Annotated in this window: 20 protein-coding genes and 1 tRNA gene; 14 read left to right on the top strand and 7 right to left on the bottom strand. The window is 58.4% G+C overall.

All coding sequences use genetic code 11. The features are described from left to right. Window positions 1-16: 16 nt before the first annotated feature. From hisD to ACR0B7_RS18995, 5 genes are all read left to right on the top strand, one after another. Window positions 17-1,318, top strand: a complete 1,302-nt coding sequence (hisD, locus tag ACR0B7_RS18975) for a histidinol dehydrogenase (RefSeq protein ID WP_170486326.1) — start codon at window positions 17-19, stop codon at window positions 1,316-1,318. Between the two features lie 585 nt (window positions 1,319-1,903). Beyond that, window positions 1,904-2,383, top strand: coding sequence for a UPF0262 family protein (locus ACR0B7_RS18980; RefSeq protein WP_170385513.1), 480 nt, complete (start codon window positions 1,904-1,906; stop codon window positions 2,381-2,383). 3 nt (window positions 2,384-2,386) lie between these two features. Next, window positions 2,387-2,839, top strand: a complete 453-nt coding sequence (locus ACR0B7_RS18985; protein WP_170411792.1) for an arsenate-mycothiol transferase ArsC — start codon at window positions 2,387-2,389, stop codon at window positions 2,837-2,839. Window positions 2,840-2,841: 2 nt separating this feature from the next. After that, entirely contained in the window at window positions 2,842-3,240 is a 399-nt protein-coding gene (locus ACR0B7_RS18990; protein ID WP_170486325.1) for a ketosteroid isomerase-related protein, read from the top strand. Then, window positions 3,233-3,826 (top strand): GNAT family N-acetyltransferase, encoded by a 594-nt coding sequence (locus tag ACR0B7_RS18995; RefSeq protein ID WP_170486324.1) that lies wholly within the window; start codon window positions 3,233-3,235, stop codon window positions 3,824-3,826. The genes ACR0B7_RS18990 and ACR0B7_RS18995 overlap by 8 nt, the downstream gene beginning before the upstream one ends. A 52-nt stretch (window positions 3,827-3,878) precedes the next feature. On the opposite strand, the gene ACR0B7_RS19000 is transcribed toward ACR0B7_RS18995, so the two are convergent. Further along, window positions 3,879-4,079, bottom strand: coding sequence for a DUF1059 domain-containing protein (locus ACR0B7_RS19000; protein ID WP_170385525.1), 201 nt, complete (start codon window positions 4,077-4,079; stop codon window positions 3,879-3,881). Window positions 4,080-4,293: 214 nt separating this feature from the next. Between ACR0B7_RS19000 and ACR0B7_RS19005 the strand changes: the two genes are divergently transcribed. The 7 genes from ACR0B7_RS19005 (at window position 4,294) to ACR0B7_RS19035 (ending at window position 8,667) form a co-directional block, all read left to right on the top strand. After that, complete coding sequence (locus ACR0B7_RS19005) at window positions 4,294-5,169, top strand: carbon-nitrogen hydrolase family protein (RefSeq protein WP_170486323.1); 876 nt, start codon at window positions 4,294-4,296, stop codon at window positions 5,167-5,169. Window positions 5,170-5,259: 90 nt separating this feature from the next. Continuing rightward, window positions 5,260-5,478, top strand: coding sequence for a translation initiation factor IF-1 (gene infA, locus ACR0B7_RS19010; protein WP_005978431.1), 219 nt, complete (start codon window positions 5,260-5,262; stop codon window positions 5,476-5,478). An 11-nt stretch (window positions 5,479-5,489) separates the two neighbouring features. Continuing rightward, the gene (locus ACR0B7_RS19015) at window positions 5,490-6,068 is read left to right on the top strand and encodes a Maf family protein (RefSeq protein WP_170486322.1); all 579 of its coding nucleotides are present in this window, start codon (window positions 5,490-5,492) and stop codon (window positions 6,066-6,068) included. After that, window positions 6,065-7,087, top strand: a complete 1,023-nt coding sequence (locus tag ACR0B7_RS19020; RefSeq protein ID WP_170576962.1) for a ribonuclease E/G — start codon at window positions 6,065-6,067, stop codon at window positions 7,085-7,087. The genes ACR0B7_RS19015 and ACR0B7_RS19020 overlap by 4 nt, the downstream gene beginning before the upstream one ends. Then, window positions 7,084-7,266 carry a DNA gyrase inhibitor YacG gene (locus ACR0B7_RS19025; protein WP_170486320.1) on the top strand — a complete coding sequence of 61 codons (183 nt, stop codon included), beginning with the start codon at window positions 7,084-7,086 and terminating at the stop codon, window positions 7,264-7,266. Before ACR0B7_RS19020 ends, ACR0B7_RS19025 begins: the two co-directional genes overlap by 4 nt. A gap of 79 nt (window positions 7,267-7,345) precedes the next feature. Next, window positions 7,346-7,420 (top strand) — tRNA-Phe (locus ACR0B7_RS19030). Window positions 7,421-7,482: 62 nt separating this feature from the next. After that, a complete protein-coding gene (locus ACR0B7_RS19035) occupies window positions 7,483-8,667 on the top strand; it encodes a DUF6538 domain-containing protein (protein ID WP_170576988.1) in 1,185 nt (394 codons plus the stop codon). On the opposite strand, the gene ACR0B7_RS19040 is transcribed toward ACR0B7_RS19035, so the two are convergent. From ACR0B7_RS19040 to ACR0B7_RS19060, 5 genes are read right to left on the bottom strand one after another with little or no spacing between them, the layout of a single operon-like run. Then, on the bottom strand, window positions 8,548-9,558 hold the full coding sequence (locus ACR0B7_RS19040; protein ID WP_170486319.1) for an Ldh family oxidoreductase: 1,011 nt from the start codon (window positions 9,556-9,558) through the stop codon (window positions 8,548-8,550). The genes ACR0B7_RS19035 and ACR0B7_RS19040 overlap by 120 nt on opposite strands. A 10-nt stretch (window positions 9,559-9,568) precedes the next feature. Next, window positions 9,569-10,198 carry a DUF3726 domain-containing protein gene (locus ACR0B7_RS19045; RefSeq protein WP_170486318.1) on the bottom strand — a complete coding sequence of 210 codons (630 nt, stop codon included), beginning with the start codon at window positions 10,196-10,198 and terminating at the stop codon, window positions 9,569-9,571. Further along, window positions 10,195-11,880, bottom strand: a complete 1,686-nt coding sequence (locus ACR0B7_RS19050; RefSeq protein ID WP_170486317.1) for a hypothetical protein — start codon at window positions 11,878-11,880, stop codon at window positions 10,195-10,197. The genes ACR0B7_RS19045 and ACR0B7_RS19050 overlap by 4 nt, the downstream gene beginning before the upstream one ends. After that, window positions 11,877-12,854, bottom strand: a complete 978-nt coding sequence (locus ACR0B7_RS19055; RefSeq protein ID WP_170486316.1) for a membrane dipeptidase — start codon at window positions 12,852-12,854, stop codon at window positions 11,877-11,879. Before ACR0B7_RS19055 ends, ACR0B7_RS19050 begins: the two co-directional genes overlap by 4 nt. Beyond that, the gene (locus ACR0B7_RS19060) at window positions 12,854-14,299 is read right to left on the bottom strand and encodes an aldehyde dehydrogenase family protein (RefSeq protein ID WP_170486315.1); all 1,446 of its coding nucleotides are present in this window, start codon (window positions 14,297-14,299) and stop codon (window positions 12,854-12,856) included. Before ACR0B7_RS19060 ends, ACR0B7_RS19055 begins: the two co-directional genes overlap by 1 nt. A gap of 101 nt (window positions 14,300-14,400) precedes the next feature. On the opposite strand from ACR0B7_RS19060, the gene ACR0B7_RS19065 reads away from it, so the two are divergent. Further along, a complete protein-coding gene (locus ACR0B7_RS19065; protein ID WP_170486314.1) occupies window positions 14,401-15,270 on the top strand; it encodes a LysR family transcriptional regulator in 870 nt (289 codons plus the stop codon). On the opposite strand, the gene ACR0B7_RS19070 is transcribed toward ACR0B7_RS19065, so the two are convergent. Further along, window positions 15,267-15,992 carry a glutathione binding-like protein gene (locus tag ACR0B7_RS19070; protein ID WP_170486313.1) on the bottom strand — a complete coding sequence of 242 codons (726 nt, stop codon included), beginning with the start codon at window positions 15,990-15,992 and terminating at the stop codon, window positions 15,267-15,269. The genes ACR0B7_RS19065 and ACR0B7_RS19070 overlap by 4 nt on opposite strands. A 439-nt stretch (window positions 15,993-16,431) precedes the next feature. Between ACR0B7_RS19070 and ACR0B7_RS19075 the strand changes: the two genes are divergently transcribed. Then, window positions 16,432-17,382, top strand: a complete 951-nt coding sequence (locus ACR0B7_RS19075) for an ABC transporter substrate-binding protein (protein WP_170385689.1) — start codon at window positions 16,432-16,434, stop codon at window positions 17,380-17,382.

A 17,382-nucleotide genomic window follows, 5' to 3' on the forward strand; every position in this document is an offset into this window, starting at 1 on the left:
CCCCGGAGAGCACAATATGCCCGTTTTTCTAGATACGACTTCGTCTGATTTCGAGACTGCGTTCAAAACCCTGTTGTCCGCCAAGCGCGAGGACAGCCCGGACGTGGACGCTGTTGTGGCGCAGATTATTGATGAGGTGCGCCTTCGTGGCGATGCGGCAGTCATTGAGCTGACGGCCAAATTCGACAGGCTGGACCTTACGCCTGACACTTTGGCGTTTTCCCCGGCAGAAATCGCAGACGCGGTCGCGCAAGTTTCGCCCGAGGATCGAGCCGCGCTTGAGCTGGCGGCAGATCGCATCCGTGTGTATCACGAAAAACAGATGCCCTCTGACCATCAATGGGTCGAGGAAACCGGCGCGACACTGGGCTGGCGTTGGTCCGCAGTTTCGGCGGCCGGTTTGTATGTTCCGGGCGGTTTGGCCTCATATCCGTCTTCGGTGCTGATGAACGCTATCCCGGCAAAAGTGGCCGGGGTTGAGAGGTTGGCGATTGCCGTGCCAACGCCGGACGGTCAGGTGAACCCGCTGGTCTTGCTGGCAGCGCAACTTTCGGGCGTGGACGAGATTTATCGCATCGGTGGAGCGCAGGCGATCGCGGCGCTGGCTTTTGGAACGGACACGATTGCCCCAGTGGACAAGATAACCGGGCCGGGAAACGCTTTCGTCGCCGCAGCAAAACGCCGAGTGTTCGGCAAGGTGGGCATCGACATGATCGCGGGCCCGTCCGAGATTTTGGTCATAGCTGACAAGGACAACGACCCTGACTGGATTGCGTTGGACCTTCTCAGTCAAGCCGAACACGACGAAAGTGCGCAGTCGATTCTGATCACAGATGACGCCGCCTTTGGTCAAGCCGTGGCAGAAGCGGTGGAAAAGCGTCTTGAAACCCTGCAACGCCGCGCGATTGCGGGGGCAAGCTGGCGCGACTTTGGGGCCATCGTCACGGTGCGTGATTTGGGCGAGGCTGCTGCCCTGTCCAACCGTATCGCGCCCGAGCACCTGGAGCTTTGCGTGGCCGATCCTTTGTCGCTTAGCCAGACAACCATTCACGCAGGTGCAATCTTTTTGGGCCAGTACACTCCCGAAGCAATCGGGGACTACGTTGGGGGTCCCAACCATGTGTTGCCCACAGCACGTTCAGCCCGCTTTTCTTCGGGTCTGAGTGTGATGGATTTCCTCAAGCGCACGACGCTTAGCCACATGACACCCGAGGCTCTGCGGGCGATTGGCCCCGCGGCCGAGCAGTTGGCCAGTTCAGAAAGTCTTGAGGCGCACGGACTGTCTGTTACAGCTCGGCTGAAAAGATTGAACGAGTGAGCCCTCTATGGCTTTGGGGTCTCTGTCTGCCTGCCGCTGCATCAGTTGGTTTGACGGGTCTTGAATCGCGCCTCTGATCTGCGGCGGCCTGGAGCTGGGTGTCAGGCACCAAGAAATCATAGTTGGAACGTGTGGCAACTCTTTGGGTCGGGCGTCGATTCTGCTTTCTGGAACACCTGTGCCTGAAATTTACCGCGACCCGATCAACCGGTCCGTGGCGGTTCATGCAGATCTGTTTCGGCTGAAGCTATTGCAGAAGAATGATGACGTCTGGGGTGACGCGGATATCTACGCGCTGCGGCCACTGGAGACAAAGAGCCAGTATCTCTTTCCCCGCGGCAACCGCAGGAAATGGTGTGATGGAAATGGCAGCTGCTCGTGGAGAGCTTACTGCCGTTCCTCCACGGTTCATGGTTTCGCGGCCTGTTCGCAGTGATAGGGCACGTCAAAAAGGGTGCTCTGGTCGAACATTTGCTGCAAAAGCACGGAATTAACCCAGCGGAGTATCCGATTTGGCCCATTCCCGCGTTGTCCAATTATTTTTGTTGCGATAAGCCTGATCCGACCTGAACGGACTGCACGCACATGACCCGCATTTCGCATATAGAACTGGACGACCGAAACCTGCCTCCGCCGACCCCTGAGATCGAGCAGGAGCGCAAGGTCGCGATCTATGACCTGTTGGAAGACAACTCGTTTGTCCTGCCCAAGCGTGAGGACAGGGCGGTGCCGGATGGCCCCTACCATGTGCAGTTGTCGATCCGCGACAAACGGCTGGTGTTCGATATCGCGACAGAGGCCGAGGAGAAAGCGGCCGAGTTCCATCTTTCGCTGGGACCGTTCAAGCAGGTGGTGAAGGATTACTTCCAGATTTGCGAAAGCTATTTCGACGCTGTGAAGTCCCTGCCGCCCAGTCAGATTGAAACCATCGACATGGCCCGGCGCGGCATCCACAACGAAGGCAGCCGGGTCCTGCAGGAGCGGCTGGAAGGGAAGGCCGAAGTTGATACCGACACGGCCCGCCGCTTGTTCACGCTGATCTGCGTGCTGCATTTTGGGGGGTGACGGGTGACGCCTCTGCCGCAGTCCATCCTGTTCTGTTGCGACCATAATTCGGTTCGGTCACCGATGGCCGAAGGCATCATGAAAAAGTTCTACGGCACTGGCACGTATGTCCAGTCCGCCGGGGTTCACAACGATCTGGAAATCGACGGTTTCTGCATCGCAGTGTGTCAGGAAATCGGAGTCGAGCTGTCCCGCCATCGCTCGCGCTCGTTCGATGAGATGCAGGAATGGGGCGATGACCTCAGCTCGTTTGACCTGATCGTCGCCCTGTCGCCCGCCAGCCAGCGCCGGGCGCTGGAACTAACACGGATTTTCCACCTGGATGTCGATTATTGGCCAATAATGGACCCTACTGGACTGGGCGAGAGCCGCGAAGAAAAGCTACATCACTACCGACAGACCCGCGATCAGATCATCAAGCATCTGAAAGACCGCTGGGGCGAGCCTACGGAGTGATCATGAACGAGACCGTCAAAACCTATTTCGATGCCTTCAATGCAGGTGATGTCGAGGGCATGCTGGCTTGCCTCTCCGACGACGTGGCCCACCATGTGAACGAAGGCCAAATTCGTGTTGGCAAAGAAAAGTTCGCAGCCTTCTGCGCCCATATGAACCGCTGCTACCGTGAAAATCTGACCGATATCGTGGTGTTTGACGCCGAAAATAGCACCCGCGCCGCGGCCGAGTTCACCGTGAACGGCACCTATCTGGAAACCGACGAAGGGTTGCCCGATGCGCACGGCCAGACCTATCGTCTACCCGCCGGGTCATTCTTTGACCTGAAGGACGGAAAAATCACCCGCGTCACGACCTTCTACAACCTCGCCGACTGGACCAAACAGGTCTCGAATGGCTGAGGTTACAGCCGTCCGCCCTCTGACCGGAGCGGCGCTTGAGGCTGCCCTGGACGACGTTGCCCGCCTGCGGATCGAGGTGTTTCGGGCGTGGCCGTACCTGTATGACGGCGATCTGGATTACGAACGGAAATACCTGCAATCCTACCGTGATAGCGAAAAGGCCATCGTCGTAGGTGCCTTTGATGGCGATCGACTGATCGGCGCGTCCACCGGTGCCCCTTTGACCGACCATTCCGAAGATTTTGCGGCGGCTTTTGAGGGCACAGGTCTGGACCTGTCGCAAATCTTCTATTGTGCGGAATCCGTTTTGCTCTCGGACTACCGGGGGCAGGGTGTTGGTCATAAGTTCTTCGATCTGCGTGAGGCGCATGCCCGTGTGCAGGGCTTCAAAAAATGCGCTTTCTGCGGGGTGCAGCGCCCGTCGGATCATCCGATGCGGCCCGGTAACTACCGACCGCTGGACGAGTTTTGGCGCGCGCGGGGATATGTGCCTCTGCCCGGAGCGATCGCTCAGTTTTCGTGGAAAGACATCGGGCAGGACGCTGAGACACCGAAGCCGCTGCAATTCTGGATCAGAGACTTGTAGACCAGCCCTGATATGCTTTTCGAGCGGCTATCCTGCTGCGTATTCCGGCTAATCAGACGCTCACGGGCTTGATCAAGGTCCCTAAGTATTCCCGCGTTTGGCTATCCCAGTCGCCCGGATTTTCGCCGTGCGCGACTTGCGCATGAAGCTCCATTAGCTTCCAAACTTCTTCTTTGGTTTCTGCCACTACGCTCGCGGGGCAAGCCTCCATGCCTTCACAGTCGCGACAAGCATATGAAAACGCATTTGCCATAACACTCCTCCTCCCATTCAGGAAATTATAGCAAAACTGAGGGCTTCCTCCGAATCCGGTGGCGCGGACGTGGGGCCGAATACTCAATGCCCCTTACTTTTTCGCCCCAATGGGACCCGGTTGTGGATATGTCGCTGCGGTTGCAATGAGACTGTACAGATCGAGGCGCAACTGACTAAAGTCGCGCAAATTGGCCCAAAGGATCCGCCCGCAAATGAAAGTCGCAACCGCCGCCTATAACCTCGATTGGCTCGATAGCTGGGCACAATATGAGGACAAGTTGGAACGCTGGGTCCGCGATGCGGTCGGGCAGGGGGCCGAGTTGCTGGTTTTTCCCGAATACGGCGCGATGGAATTGTCGACGCTGGATGGGGCTGAGGTTGCGGGCGATTTGGAGCGGTCAATCCACGCAGTATCCGACCGGATGGAGGATGTGCGCACCCTGCACCAGCGGCTGGCACGGGAGTATAAGGCCTATATTCTGGGCGCGTCAGCCCCGGTTGTGGACGGTCCGGGCCGCCCGGTGAACCGAGCAGCGCTTTATACACCCGATGGCAGGCAGGATCATCAAGACAAACAGATCATGACCCGGTTCGAGCGCGAGGAATGGGACATCGCCCCCGGCGGCCCCCTCAAGCTGTTCGATACCGCGCTGGGTAAGATCGGCGTGCTGATCTGCTATGACAGCGAATTCCCCTTGCTGGGTCGCGCGCTGAGCGACGCGGACCTGATCCTTGTACCATCCTGCACCGAGGCATTGTCCGGCTATTGGCGTGTACGCATCGGCGCGATGTCCAGAGCCTTGGAAAATCAATGTGTTACGGTGATGGCTTCCCTCGTGGGAAACAATGACTGGTCCGAAGCTGTGGACATGAACACCGGCACCGGCGGCATTTTTGGCCCGCCTGACAAGGGGTTCCCCGCAACAGGTGTGCTGGCAGAAGGTGCGCTAAATCAGCCCGGCTGGACCTTCGCGGAAATCGACCTTGACGCCATCGCGACGGTTCGTGCGGACGGCCATGTGCTGAACCGCAGCCATTGGGACGAGCAGACTTCCCGAGTCGAATCGGTCACATTATCCCGTCTTTAGTGATTCCGGCCTTGAAATAAGCCCAAAATAGGCTCATTTAGGCGCACATCCTCGCAGATTCTGCGAGTGCAACGTAATGATGGAGACAACATGGCCAAGGAAGATACGCTCGAATTTCCCGGTGTCGTGAAGGAACTCCTGCCTAATGCGACGTTTCGGGTCGAGCTGGAAAACGGCCATGAGATCATCGCACATACGGCAGGCAAGATGCGCAAGAACCGCATCCGTGTTCTGGCCGGCGACAAGGTTCAGGTCGAGATGACCCCCTATGATCTGACCAAGGGTCGGATCAACTACCGCTTCAAGTAACGCCCTACCCAATGGCGTTTATTTTAGGATCGGGCAGCCCAAGGCGGCTGGACCTGCTGGCCCAGCTTGGTGTGCAGCCCGATGCCATCCGCGCCCCAGATATCGACGAAACGCCCCTGAAGGGCGAATTGCCCGTCCCGTATTGCAACCGCATCACGCGGGCAAAAGTGCAGGCGGTTCAGGCGGATAGTGATGATATCACCCTCTGCGCCGATACCACGGTTGCGCTGGGGCGCCGGATATTGGGCAAGCCCGAGAACGCAGGGCAGGCGGCCGAATTTCTTCACGCTTTGTCCGGGCGTCGCCATCGGGTGATCACCTCGGTCGCGGTTCGGCGTGGCGAGCGTGTGCTACAGCGCGATGTGGTCTCTCAGGTCAAGGTCAAGCGCCTGTCCGACGTTGAGATCAACGCATATCTGGCAACCGGCGATTGGCAGGGCAAGGCGGGTGCTTACGCGATTCAAGGACCAGCAGGCGCGTTCATTCCTTGGATTTCCGGTTCCTTCACAGGTATCGTCGGCTTGCCACTGTCTGAAACCGCCGCATTGCTGCAAGGCATCGGCTACCCCCTATATCGTGAGGCATCATGAAAGGCCGCACCATCGTATTGGACCACATCGACAACCGCGAAGCCGCGGCGTTGATGGTCGACGGAAAACTTGACGATTTCCTGATCGCAGGGAACGCGCCTGTGCCCGGAACAATATATCGCGCCCGCGCAGACCGTCCGGTCAAAGGGCAAGGCGGTATGTTCCTGACAACACCGGACGGACCCGCTTTTCTGCGTCAGGTCAAAGGCTTGTCACCCGGTGCCTTGATGCTGGTTCAGGTGACCGGCTATGCCGAGCCGGGCAAGGCGTTATCGGTCACGGATCGGGTGCTGTTCAAAAGCCGCTATGCGATCGTGACGCCCGACGCTCCGGGGCTGAACATCTCGCGTTCTATCCGGGACGAGGATGAGCGTGACCGCCTTCTGGAAATCGCTCATGAGTGTATGGATGGCAGTTCCTACGGATTGATTCTGCGGTCGTGCTGTGTCGGGGAAGATGCAGGTGAGATCGCCGAGGATATCAACGCGATGTTGGCCAATGCAGATGAGGTCATAAACGATCCTGGGACCGAGCCGGAACGCCTGTTGGAGGGCGATGGGCCACATGTTCTTGCATGGCGCGACTGGACGGATCCGGCCGAGGTCGTGACGCAGGCTGGCGGCTTCGATACGCACGGGGTGCTTGACGCTCTGGATGTTGCCCGAGGGATTTCCGAGCCGTTGCCCGGGGGCGGTCATCTCTATATTCAGCCAACCCGCGCCTTGGTCGCCGTAGATGTAAATACAGGGGCTGACACGTCGCTGGCGGCAGGAACCAAGGCCAACTTCGCCTGTGCCAAGGGGTTGGCCCGTGCGCTACGTGTGCGCGGTCTGGGCGGGCAAATCACCTTGGATCTGGCCCCCATGCCCAAGAAAGATCGCCGCGGTTTTGAATCGGCTCTGCGTGCTGCTTTCAAGACCGACCCGATCGAGACAACATTGGCGGGTTGGACCCCGCTTGGGCATTTCGAGCTGCAGCGCAAACGGGGCCGAATCCCTCTGTCGGAGGTGTTGAAGTGAGTTGCCCGATCTGCGGAGAAGACACCGCTACGAAGTTTCGTCCGTTCTGTTCAAAACGTTGCGCGGATATTGATTTGGCCAAGTGGCTGAATGGCTCATATTCCGTTCCGTCCCAACGCGAAGAGGATGTCGAAACGGACATGCCGTCAGAAGATAAAGGGCTGCAACGTCCACATTGAAAAAATGTGAAAAAGGCTCTGGACACTGCCAGTGGCAAGTCATAGAACGCCCCCACCCAACGGCAGTCGCCGTTCCCGTGCCCGGGTAGCTCAGGGGTAGAGCAGTGGATTGAAAATCCTCGTGTCGGTGGTTCGATTCCGCCCCCGGGCACCACTTTTAGTCATAACCTGTTGTTCGCCATCAGTTTTCTTGTGGAGACTGCGAGGGCGTAGGACATGGCGTATGACAAATCGGTGCCTTATTCGTTCACCAAGAACGGCATTTATTACTTCGAGAGGCGGGTCCCAGCGGACCTTTTGGATCATTACAATACGAAGAAGATCGCGTTTTCCTTGCGAACGCGGTTAGTGCGGGTTGCGGCGGTACGGGCGAAGCGAGCTGCGGATCAACTTGATGAGCACTGGTACTACCTGCGGTGCAAGGACGCTGAGTTGCCGGGTAATCACCGGCTTCGCAAAGTTCAGAGCGCGGTAGTTGAAACGTCGCCAATCGCTACGTCTTACTCCTTAACGCTATCAGAGGCAGTCGCGGTCTACCTAAAGCTAAAAGGAATGGGGCGACCAACCACCTTCCATCGAGCCGCTGAGCGGAGCTGTGGCTACGTGGTCGATGTCGCTGGTGATAAGGACCTTCGGGCATATACGAAGCGAGACGCTAATGCCTTCCGTGATGCATTGATAGAGCGTGGACTTTCGGGCAGCAGCATCACACGCATCTTCGGGACAGTTCGCTCCGTTACGAATTTCGCCGCCAGCGAGATAGGTATCTCGTTCACGAACCCTTTCGGCGGAGTCTATTTCGACCGCCAAGCTGGGGTTCAGGAGCGTGAACCCTTGTCCACCGATGCAGTTCGCGCGGTGCAATGGGAATGCCAACAGCTTGATGACGAGCTTCGATGGATGGTCGCGCTCGTATCTGATACGGGGATGAGGCTTGCGGAGGCTGCAGGTCTAACGCTGGATGATCTCGAGATCGGCGGAGAGCATCCAAGGGTAATCATAAGAGAACACCCTTGGCGTAGGCTCAAGAACTTGGGCAGTGCGCGTGAGGTTCCGCTCGTTGGTGCGGCTCTGTGGGCAGCAAAACGCATCCACGATACAGCGACCAGCAAAACACACGCTTTCCCTCGTTACAACAACTCGGGTCAAACAAACGCGAACTCGGCTAGTGCAGCGCTAAACAAGTGGCTCAAGTCGATGGTTCCGGTTGGTTGCACTATGCACAGCTTCCGTCACTCGTTGCGCGACCGCCTTCGCGCGACGTCAGCGCCAATGGGACAGTTAGTCCAAAATTGTCGCGATCTTTTCGAGGGTAGCAAGGTTTACGGCGACTCCGTCTTCCTCTGCAGCTATCCGTTTTGCGCGTCGACCGTCGCCTGGCAGGTGCGCCCCGTCTTGTGAACGGATCGCAGACACGAGCTCTCCGATACCTGAGGCAAACGCGTCCTCGGACGTGGTCGAAGGGTCTATTGCTATAAAGAACTGCCCCGTCCTGGGCGGCCCTCCGGCGGTTCCGGAAAAGGGTGACGCGTTCAGGCCCAAAGTCGCCCCTGTCAAAGCGGCGGCCATGATTTCCGTAAGCAACGCGACGCCGACGCCCTTGTAGCCCCCTGAAGGTGCCATTGATCCTTTCAGACCGACATTCGGGTCGGTCGTGGGATTTCCGTCAGCGTCCAGTGCCCAGTCAACAGGAATGGGTTTTCCTTCACGGGCGTGTTTCATGACTTCGCTTTTGGCGATGGTGCTGGCGCTCTGGTCGATCAGAAGTGCAGGTTGGCCATCCGTGCCGGAGGCGGCGATCGAGAACGGGTTGGTTCCAACCACGGGCTTGGAGCCACCCGACGGCGCGATGGATGCTGGTGCATTGGTAAAGCCCAAACCGACCAGCCCGGCCTGTGCAAGGCGATATGTATGATAGCCGAGAACGCCGCAGTTATAGCTGTTGCGGATGGCAAGCGCTGCGATGCCCTGTTCGCGCGCGGCAGGGATCAGCGCGTCAAACCCGGCGTCGATGGCTGGATGCGCAAAACCGGTGGCGGCATCGACTGTGACCACACCGGGCCGAGGACGCGACAGAACCGGCTCGGCCATTCCATCGACCTTGCCGCACTGAACATGCTCGCAATAGATCGGGATGTAGGCGAGGCCGTGGCTGGCGACGCCGTCCGCCTCGGTTGCGGCTGTGGCAACGGCTAGAGGGCGCGCGTTGGCCTCGCTCGTACCGGCGGCCACAAGTGCCCGAAAGGCGAGGTCTTCGATTTCGGTCAGGGTCAGGGTGCGGGTTTCAACCATTTCAATCTCACTAATCGTTGTCGGACAGGCCCGCTCCGGCACCGCGCAGGCGGGATTCTTCGGTCGCGGGGGCATAGGTGAAGTGGGCAAAGCGGGTCAGGACGGACCAAGCCGCAGGATCAGGTGTTGCGCGTGACTGCTGCCGTTGGGTCGGCGGCGCAACCTCTGCTAACCGCACAGTAACGGTATGGGCCTGATCCGGTATCGCCCCGGACAGTTGCAGGGCCAGCCCATCTGTTTGCGCCTCTGCGCCGTCGATCGTGATCGCGACGCCTCGGTTCAATAAACGTGCTGCGTTGGATGCGAATGGCAGCAGCAATGTGGGAGCAGTCACATTGGTTAGCGTGACGGGTGCTGCCCCCAATATTTCTGCGCTGTCAGAAAGCGTACAGCCTGTGGCAAGCGGACACAGCACATCCGTTCCGGTCCATGTTTCGCCTGAAATACAGGGGGCGTGTTTTTCAGGCGCTTGTGCCAGATTCCGGTGCAGCAAGGATGCAAGCGCCTCTACGCCGTCCAACCCATGCGCGCAGAGCCAGCGGGTCGCCTTTCCTGCCTCCTCCGCATGACCCCAAGTATAACCTGCGCCACGGGCGGCACGTTTGGCGGTCGCTTCAATTTCGTTTAGCGAAAAGCTCATGCTGCAGGCTCCGGGTAAACCCAAGTGTCCGCCGTGTCTTCAGACAGTTCTTCGGGGTAGGGCGCGCCCGCATACATGCAGATCCGAACCCAGCGATCGGAACGCGGATCGAAGTGCGTCGCGCCAAAAAACGAGAGCTTGGCGCGCAGCATGTCGATGGGCATGACATCGGCGCTGATCGTGTTGTCGTGGATTTCTCCGTAAGGGGCGACACGTCCGATCTGTGCGCGCCGGATGGTGTGCCGATGTTCGGGGTGCTGCAACAAGAAGTCGCGGACCGGGGTATCGTCGCGCCAGTCAGTAAGCACCTTATACGCCGCGGCAGAGTCCCGCGCGGGGGCTAAGGGTTGTTCGTATTCGGCGATAGGCTCTTCAAACCGTTCGCCCAATCTGGGTTCCAGCTTTTCCTCGGACACATACCAGGCGCGGGCGCAATTCGGCTCGGCCGCCCAATCCAGATCAAGCGCCCATTCAAAGTTGTTCAGGATCAGATCGCGCACCTCGGACACCGACATCGCACCGTCGATGACTTGCGCATTTGGGTTGCTGTCGGCCATGCAACTTGCCAACCCGTCCACCAGATCGCCATATGGCTCGAGCACCAGCGACGCGAGAAGTTCCTGACCTTCCTCGCTCAGCGCGCCCTCAGCCCACAAGATCAGGCGGTCCCACGGGTTGTTCTGCGTCAGGACATCCCCGTCCAGATGGTTCGAGATTGCCTGAAGGTCGGACGTCAAAGCCGCCAGCTTTCTGATTTGGACAGGATGCTCGGATTGCCACCACGACATCGACAATTTGCTGCGGTCAAAAATGCTCTGGAATTGCGCGATTTCCGCGTCAGAGGCTCTGGGCAATGACCGCACGCGCGAGATTGCTTCTTCGCGTACCATGATCCAGTTGTTGAACAGGATCGGATGGTTCACGATAAACGGTGCCATACCCAGCCCCGTCGAATTGCCGATGCCCAGCCAGCGGGCGATGGCAGGGTCCAGATCGGCTGTTTTCTCTCCGCCTTTGACGCGGGCCATGTGCTGAACCAGATCGCGGACGAATGTGCGGGTCAGGTAGACCGATAGCATTTCGGTCTGGAATGGGGCGTTCAATTCCGGGCGGTCAGCGGTCTTTTCCCGGTCCGCCGCGCCGAATTTGCCTGACCCATACACGGCCGTCGTGCGCATCAGGTAGCCGACGTCGTAAATTTGATCGAGGTCCGGTTGTTGCCCATCGGCCAGTCTATCGACGACATGCGCCCACAAGCGCACAGAGCGGTTCGCGCGCGACAGTGACAGCTCGTGTTCACTGACACGGCCAGCCTCTTGCAAGGGAACATTCTGGGCAAGGCGTTCGATATCCTGCGCGGTCGGAACTCCGTCGAACAGCGTGAAAGTGGCATCCCAGGCTTCAGCAATCACCCTGTCAGAGCGTTGTTCGGGCGGCAGGTCGTGTGCGAACGCGACCAGCGAATAGGCATCGTCCGGGCCTTGTGCAGTATAGACGGCGTGGCCGACCCCATTTGCGTCGATGTCAAAAACAGGTCGGGTAAAGGTCCAATGCTCGTGCGCCATGCGTCGCGTCAACTGTCGCATAAAGCTGAGGCGGCATTGGTGCAGGGACCCCAACCGCGACAGGCGCATGACCTGAGCGGGGTCTCTGCGGGCGATATGGCGGCCGGTTTCGTTCATTTTCCCTGCGGTCCGAAATTCTGGTCGAAAAAGCGGTACCAATTCCCGCCCATGATACCCGAAATCTCATCTTCGTTCATACCAACCGCGCGCAGCCCGGCCTCGATATTTCCGAAATCGCGGTTGTCCTTAAACCAGCCGGGCATCGGCGGAAAGCCGGGGGCCGAGGCCGAGCCTTCGCCATAGTCGATCTCTTTGGTCCAACGCCCCACGCGCATCCATTCAACCACGCTGTCAGGCTGGTCCTGACACAGATCGGTGCCAATCCCCAGATGCTGAACGCCATATCTGTCGGCAGTGCGGGCGATCATCTTGCAAAAGCTTTCCACTGTGCAGGCGGATTTGTCCTTCAGGTGATGAGGGTAGACCGAAAAGCCCAGCATCCCACCGTTTTCTGTTACGGCCCGGATTACCGCGTCGCGCTTGTTGCGCAGGGCAGGGGCCCAGCCATGGGGGTTGGCATGCGTGATGGCGATTGGGCGCTCGGACAATTCAGCGGCCTCGATGGTGGAACGATCGGCCGAATGGCTCATGTCGACCACAAGGCCCACGCGGTTCATCTCTTTGATGACCTGCTTGCCCATGCGGGTGATGCCGGTGTCTTCGGCCTCGTAACACCCGGTCGCCAGCAGAGATTGGTTGTTATACGTGAGCTGCATGAACCGCGCGCCCAGATCGTGCAGGATTTCAACAAGCCCGATATCGTCTTCGATGGGCGAGGGGTTCTGAAAGCCGAAAAACACCGCCGTCCGCCCGGTTTCGCGCGCGGTGTCGATATCGCTGGCCCAGCGGCCCTTCATGATCAGGTCCGGGAATTGCTCGAACCAGCGGTTCCACTTTTCAAAGTTCAGAACGGTTTCGCGGAAATTCTCATGATAGGCGATAGTGACATGGATCGCGTCCACGCCACCTTCGCGCAGTTGCCGGAAAATCTTTTCCGACCAGTTGGCGTATTGCAGCCCGTCGATACGCATCAGTCCGGCGTCCCCGCGCTGATATAGGCGGTTTTGACCGTGGTGTAGAATTCCGCCGCCGCTTTGCCCTGTTCGCGCGGGCCGTATGAGCTGTCTCCGCGCCCGCCGAACGGCACGTGATAATCAGTGCCCGCCGTGGGCAGGTTCACGGTGACGACGCCGGTGCGCGCGTTGCGGCGGAAATGGGTGGCGCGGGCAAGGCTTTGGGTGACGATGCCCGAGGTCAGACCGAAATTGGTGTCATTGACGACGCTCAGCGCCTCATCATAGCTGTCCACCTTGATAACGCTGGTCAGGGGGGCGAACATTTCTTCGCGGTTGATGCGCATGGTATTGGTGGTGTTCAGGAACACTCCGGGCGACATGTAGAACCCGTCATGAGGCATTTGCAGCCGCGCACCGCCGCTGGCGAGTTCCGCGCCTTCGGATTTGCCAAGCTCGACATAGGCGAGGTTCTCTTGCAACTGCTGCTCACTGACGACCGGCCCCATCTGGGTGTCGTCCTCAAGCGCGTGGCCGACCTTCATGGCCTGCGCCCCGGCGACCAGTTTCTCGACAAAGGCATCATGGATGCCCGCATGCACCACCAGACGCGACGAGGCTGTGCATTTCTGCCCGGTGCCGCCAAATGCGCCTCCCAGCGCCAATGTCACCGCCAGATCCAGATCGGCGTCGTCCATGACCGCCAGCGCGTTCTTGGACCCCATCTCCATCTGCACTTTGGTCAGGTTCTGAATGGCAGCGGCAGCAATACCCTTGCCCACAGGCACCGACCCGGTGAAAGAGATCGCGTTCACCTTGGGGCTTTCCACCAGCTGTTGGCCGATACTGCGCCCTGACCCCATCACCAGGCTGAACAGACCCTTGGGGATGTCCTGCCGCGCGATGATCTCGGTCAGCGCCACGGCCGAGGCCGGGGTGATGTTTGCAGGCTTCCACACCACCGCGTTGCCGTAGCACAGCGCCGGTGCAATCTTCCACGAGGCGGTCGCGGTTGGAAAATTCCACGGGCTTATGATGGCGACAATGCCCACGGCCTCGCGCCGCACGTCAATCTCAACGCCGGGGCGGACAGAATCCGCGTTCTCGCCGATTTGACGCAAGCACTCGGCGGCGTAGTAGGTAAAGAACTGACCGGCGCGGTAGACCTCGCCCTTGCCTTCTGCCAGGGGTTTACCCTCTTCGCGCGACAGTAGCGTGCCCAGTTCCTCGGCCCGTGCCATGAGTTCGGTGCCGATGGCGTTCAGAACCGCCTGCTTGCGCTCGGGAAGGTAGGCGGCCCACTCGACCTGAGCGGCGCGCGCCTGATCCAGCGTGGCCTCCAACTGATCTGCGCTGGCCTGCGCGAAGGTGCCAACCAGATCGCTCAGGTCCGAAGGGTTGCGGTTCTCGATTTCGGATTCACCTGCCAGCCATTCGCCGGCAATCAGATTCAATTTGGTCACAATGCGCCCCAGAGTCCTATTTTGGTCGCGCGTAGTGTGCGGGGTTGTTGCGGTATCAGTCAAACTCAAATAAATTGAACAAAATTCAGAAAAGCTGAAGTATGGCGATCAAGATTGAGACATTGCGGTGCTTTTGCACCGTGGCGCAAACCGGCAACCTGATGGAAGCCGCCGACCGGCTGGGCAGAACCCAGTCCGCCGTTTCAATGACGCTAAAACAGTTTGAAGATCACCTTGGTAAAAAGCTTTTTGAAGGTGAGCGTAAGAACCGCCTGTCCCCGCTGGGCAAGCAAGTGTTTGAATTGAGTCTGAAACAAGTGCGCCAGTTCGATCAGACGGTTCTGGATATTGAAGCCGCTGTGGATGCTGAACACGGGTTGTTGCGGATCGTATCCGTGCCATCGGTGGCGGCAATCGTGTTCCCTAAAGTGCTGCAGCACATGACGCGGACCTCTCCGGGCGTGAAGGTCGAGCTGCGGGATACGGACACTGCGCAAGTGCTGGACGCGCTGGCTGAAGGAAAGGCAGATATCGGCATCGCTTCGGGCTACCATGCCTTGAATGGTGTGACAGCTCTGCCGTTGTTTGAAGACAGGTTTGGCCTTGTCTCTGCCGTAGACCACCCGTTGATGACGCGAGCAGCCCCTCTGGTGATCGACGATATCCTATCGGTGCCGTTCATTCGGAACGCGCTGTGTGACTTGATCCAGTCGCCGCGTTTGCATGAGGTGATCGGACAGGCGGATATCACCATTCACAACACACATTCCTTGATCACGATGGTCCGAACAGGGGGGTGGGTGACGGTGCTGCCGCAAACCGTTGCCGATTTCATTCCCGAAGCAACGGCATTTCGCCTGATCGAAGACCTGCCGGAACAGCGGCAGGTCTATTTGTATGTCAGCGAAAGGTCCCGCTTTCCTGATCTGACCAGTGCGACGACCGAGTTTATTCTGTCGCACTGCACCTAGTCGGAGTCTGACTTCACATCGCTGGCAAAGCGCGCGGCGTTTTCTTTTGCAAAAGCCGAGGCATCCGTTGCCGCGTCCCAGAACTGCGGGTTGGCCTTGGGGATCGTCAGCGCCTTTTGAACGGCGGGGCGGGCGTCGATCCGGTCGAACCAGGCACTCAGATGGGGCAGGCCGTCGACCTCGACCCGGGCCCAGACATAGGCGCGCGCCCACGGGTACAGCATCATATCGGCGATCGTGTACTCATCCGCGGCGACCCAGTCGCGCCCTTCCAGCCGAGTGTTCATGACCTCTAGCAACCTGCGGCTTTCATCGACATAGCGGCGGATTGAAAAGGGCTCAACGTGGCCGTTCGGTGCCGCGATATGCTGAAAATACATGGCTTGACCCATCATCGGACCAATATGGCCCACCTGAAAGAACATCCACTGCATAACCTCGGACCGTTTGACCGGATCGGCTGGCAGGAACTTTCCGTATTTCTCGGCCAAATGCCACAGGATCGCGCCGCTTTCAAAGATAGCGCGCCCTTCTGACCGGTCAAAGATCGTGGGAATCTTTCCATTGGGATTCAGCGCCAGATACTCGGGGGTCTTTTGTTCCTGCTTTGAGAAGTTGATATGCGTCACGTCGTAGGGAACACTTGCCTCTTCCAGAAAAATAACGGGTTTGTATCCGTTCATCGTTCCGGCGGTGTAAAGATGAATATCAGGCTGCGACATTAGTCTACCTCTGCGAATAAGCGGCCCAAATGGTCTTTAAGCCTTAAGAAATTGGACTCGATCGTAGGTTTTCATAACATCCAAAGCTGCAAATGTCGGCAGAGTCTCCATTTCCAGATATGTGGCGTTCAGGTGCGTGGGTATTAACATGTCTGCGCCATTTGGGCGAAGCTCTGCTGCAGACTGTCATTGAACCTGAGCCCCTCAAATCGCAATAAACCGAAACTAATCTATGATAATTTCGCATATGCGGTTTTGGCTTAGGTAATTCTTGATGGGTGGCGCGCAGGCGTGCTTGACTTTTCTGACCAACCCGGCACCGCGAGCCGCTGGTCAAAAAACCGGAAAGCCGCTGCTTTTTGATACTGTTTGCAAAGTGCGACGCCGGCCCGGGCCGGACAGAAAACAGCACCGTGAACGCCCAACATGGAGATACCTGATGAAAAAACTAGCCACGCTATTGGGAAGCGCGACAGTTGTCGCAGCCGGTCCCGCCATTGCTGCGGATATCGTGATCGGTGTGCCGAACTGGGCATCTGTAAATGCCACCGCGCATATCCTTGAGGTCGTAATCGAGGAAAACCTTGGCCTTGATGTGGAATTGCAGAATGGAACCAACCCAATTGTTTTTGAGGCTATGGACAGCGGGTCGATGCATGTCCATCCCGAGGTTTGGATGCCGAACCAGCAAAACCTGCATGACACATACGTCAAGGATAACGGCACGGTTGTGATGAATGAAAACCCTGTGCAGGCCGAACAGGGTATGTGTGTTCCGACCTATATTGCCGAACAGCACGACATCAAATCCATTGATGATCTGAGCGATCCCGACAAGATAGCGATCTTTGACACGGACGGGAACGGCACACCTGAGGTCTGGATTGGCGCGCCGGGCTGGGCCTCGACCGTGGTCGAGAAGATCCGGGCCAAGTCTTACGGCTATGACCAGGTTTTCGACCTGACTGAGTACGAAGAGACGATTGCCTATGCCAATCTCGCCAATGCGACCAAGGCGGGTGATCCGTGGATCGGGTTCTGCTACAGCCCGCACTACATCTTTGTGACGCAGGATCTGACGGTTCTGGAAGAACCCGCGCATGATCCGGCCACGTGGACCATCGTTCAGCCCACGGATGACCCGGATTGGCTGGCCAAGTCCGAGGCGTCTTCGGCATGGAATGGCGCGACGCTCCATCTGCACTACGCCAAGGAACTGGAGGAAAACTATCCAGAAGTGGCGGCCCTGTTCCGCAACTACCAGATGCAGGGCGACGACCTGAGTGCGATGGGCAAGGCGCTGGCTGTCGACAATGTCGAAGCGGCTGATTTCGCCCGACAGTGGGTGGCCGACAACGAAGACACAGTCATCGGTTGGCTCACCAACTGA

The sequence above is a fragment of the Ruegeria sp. BB6 genome, from assembly GCF_056539385.1.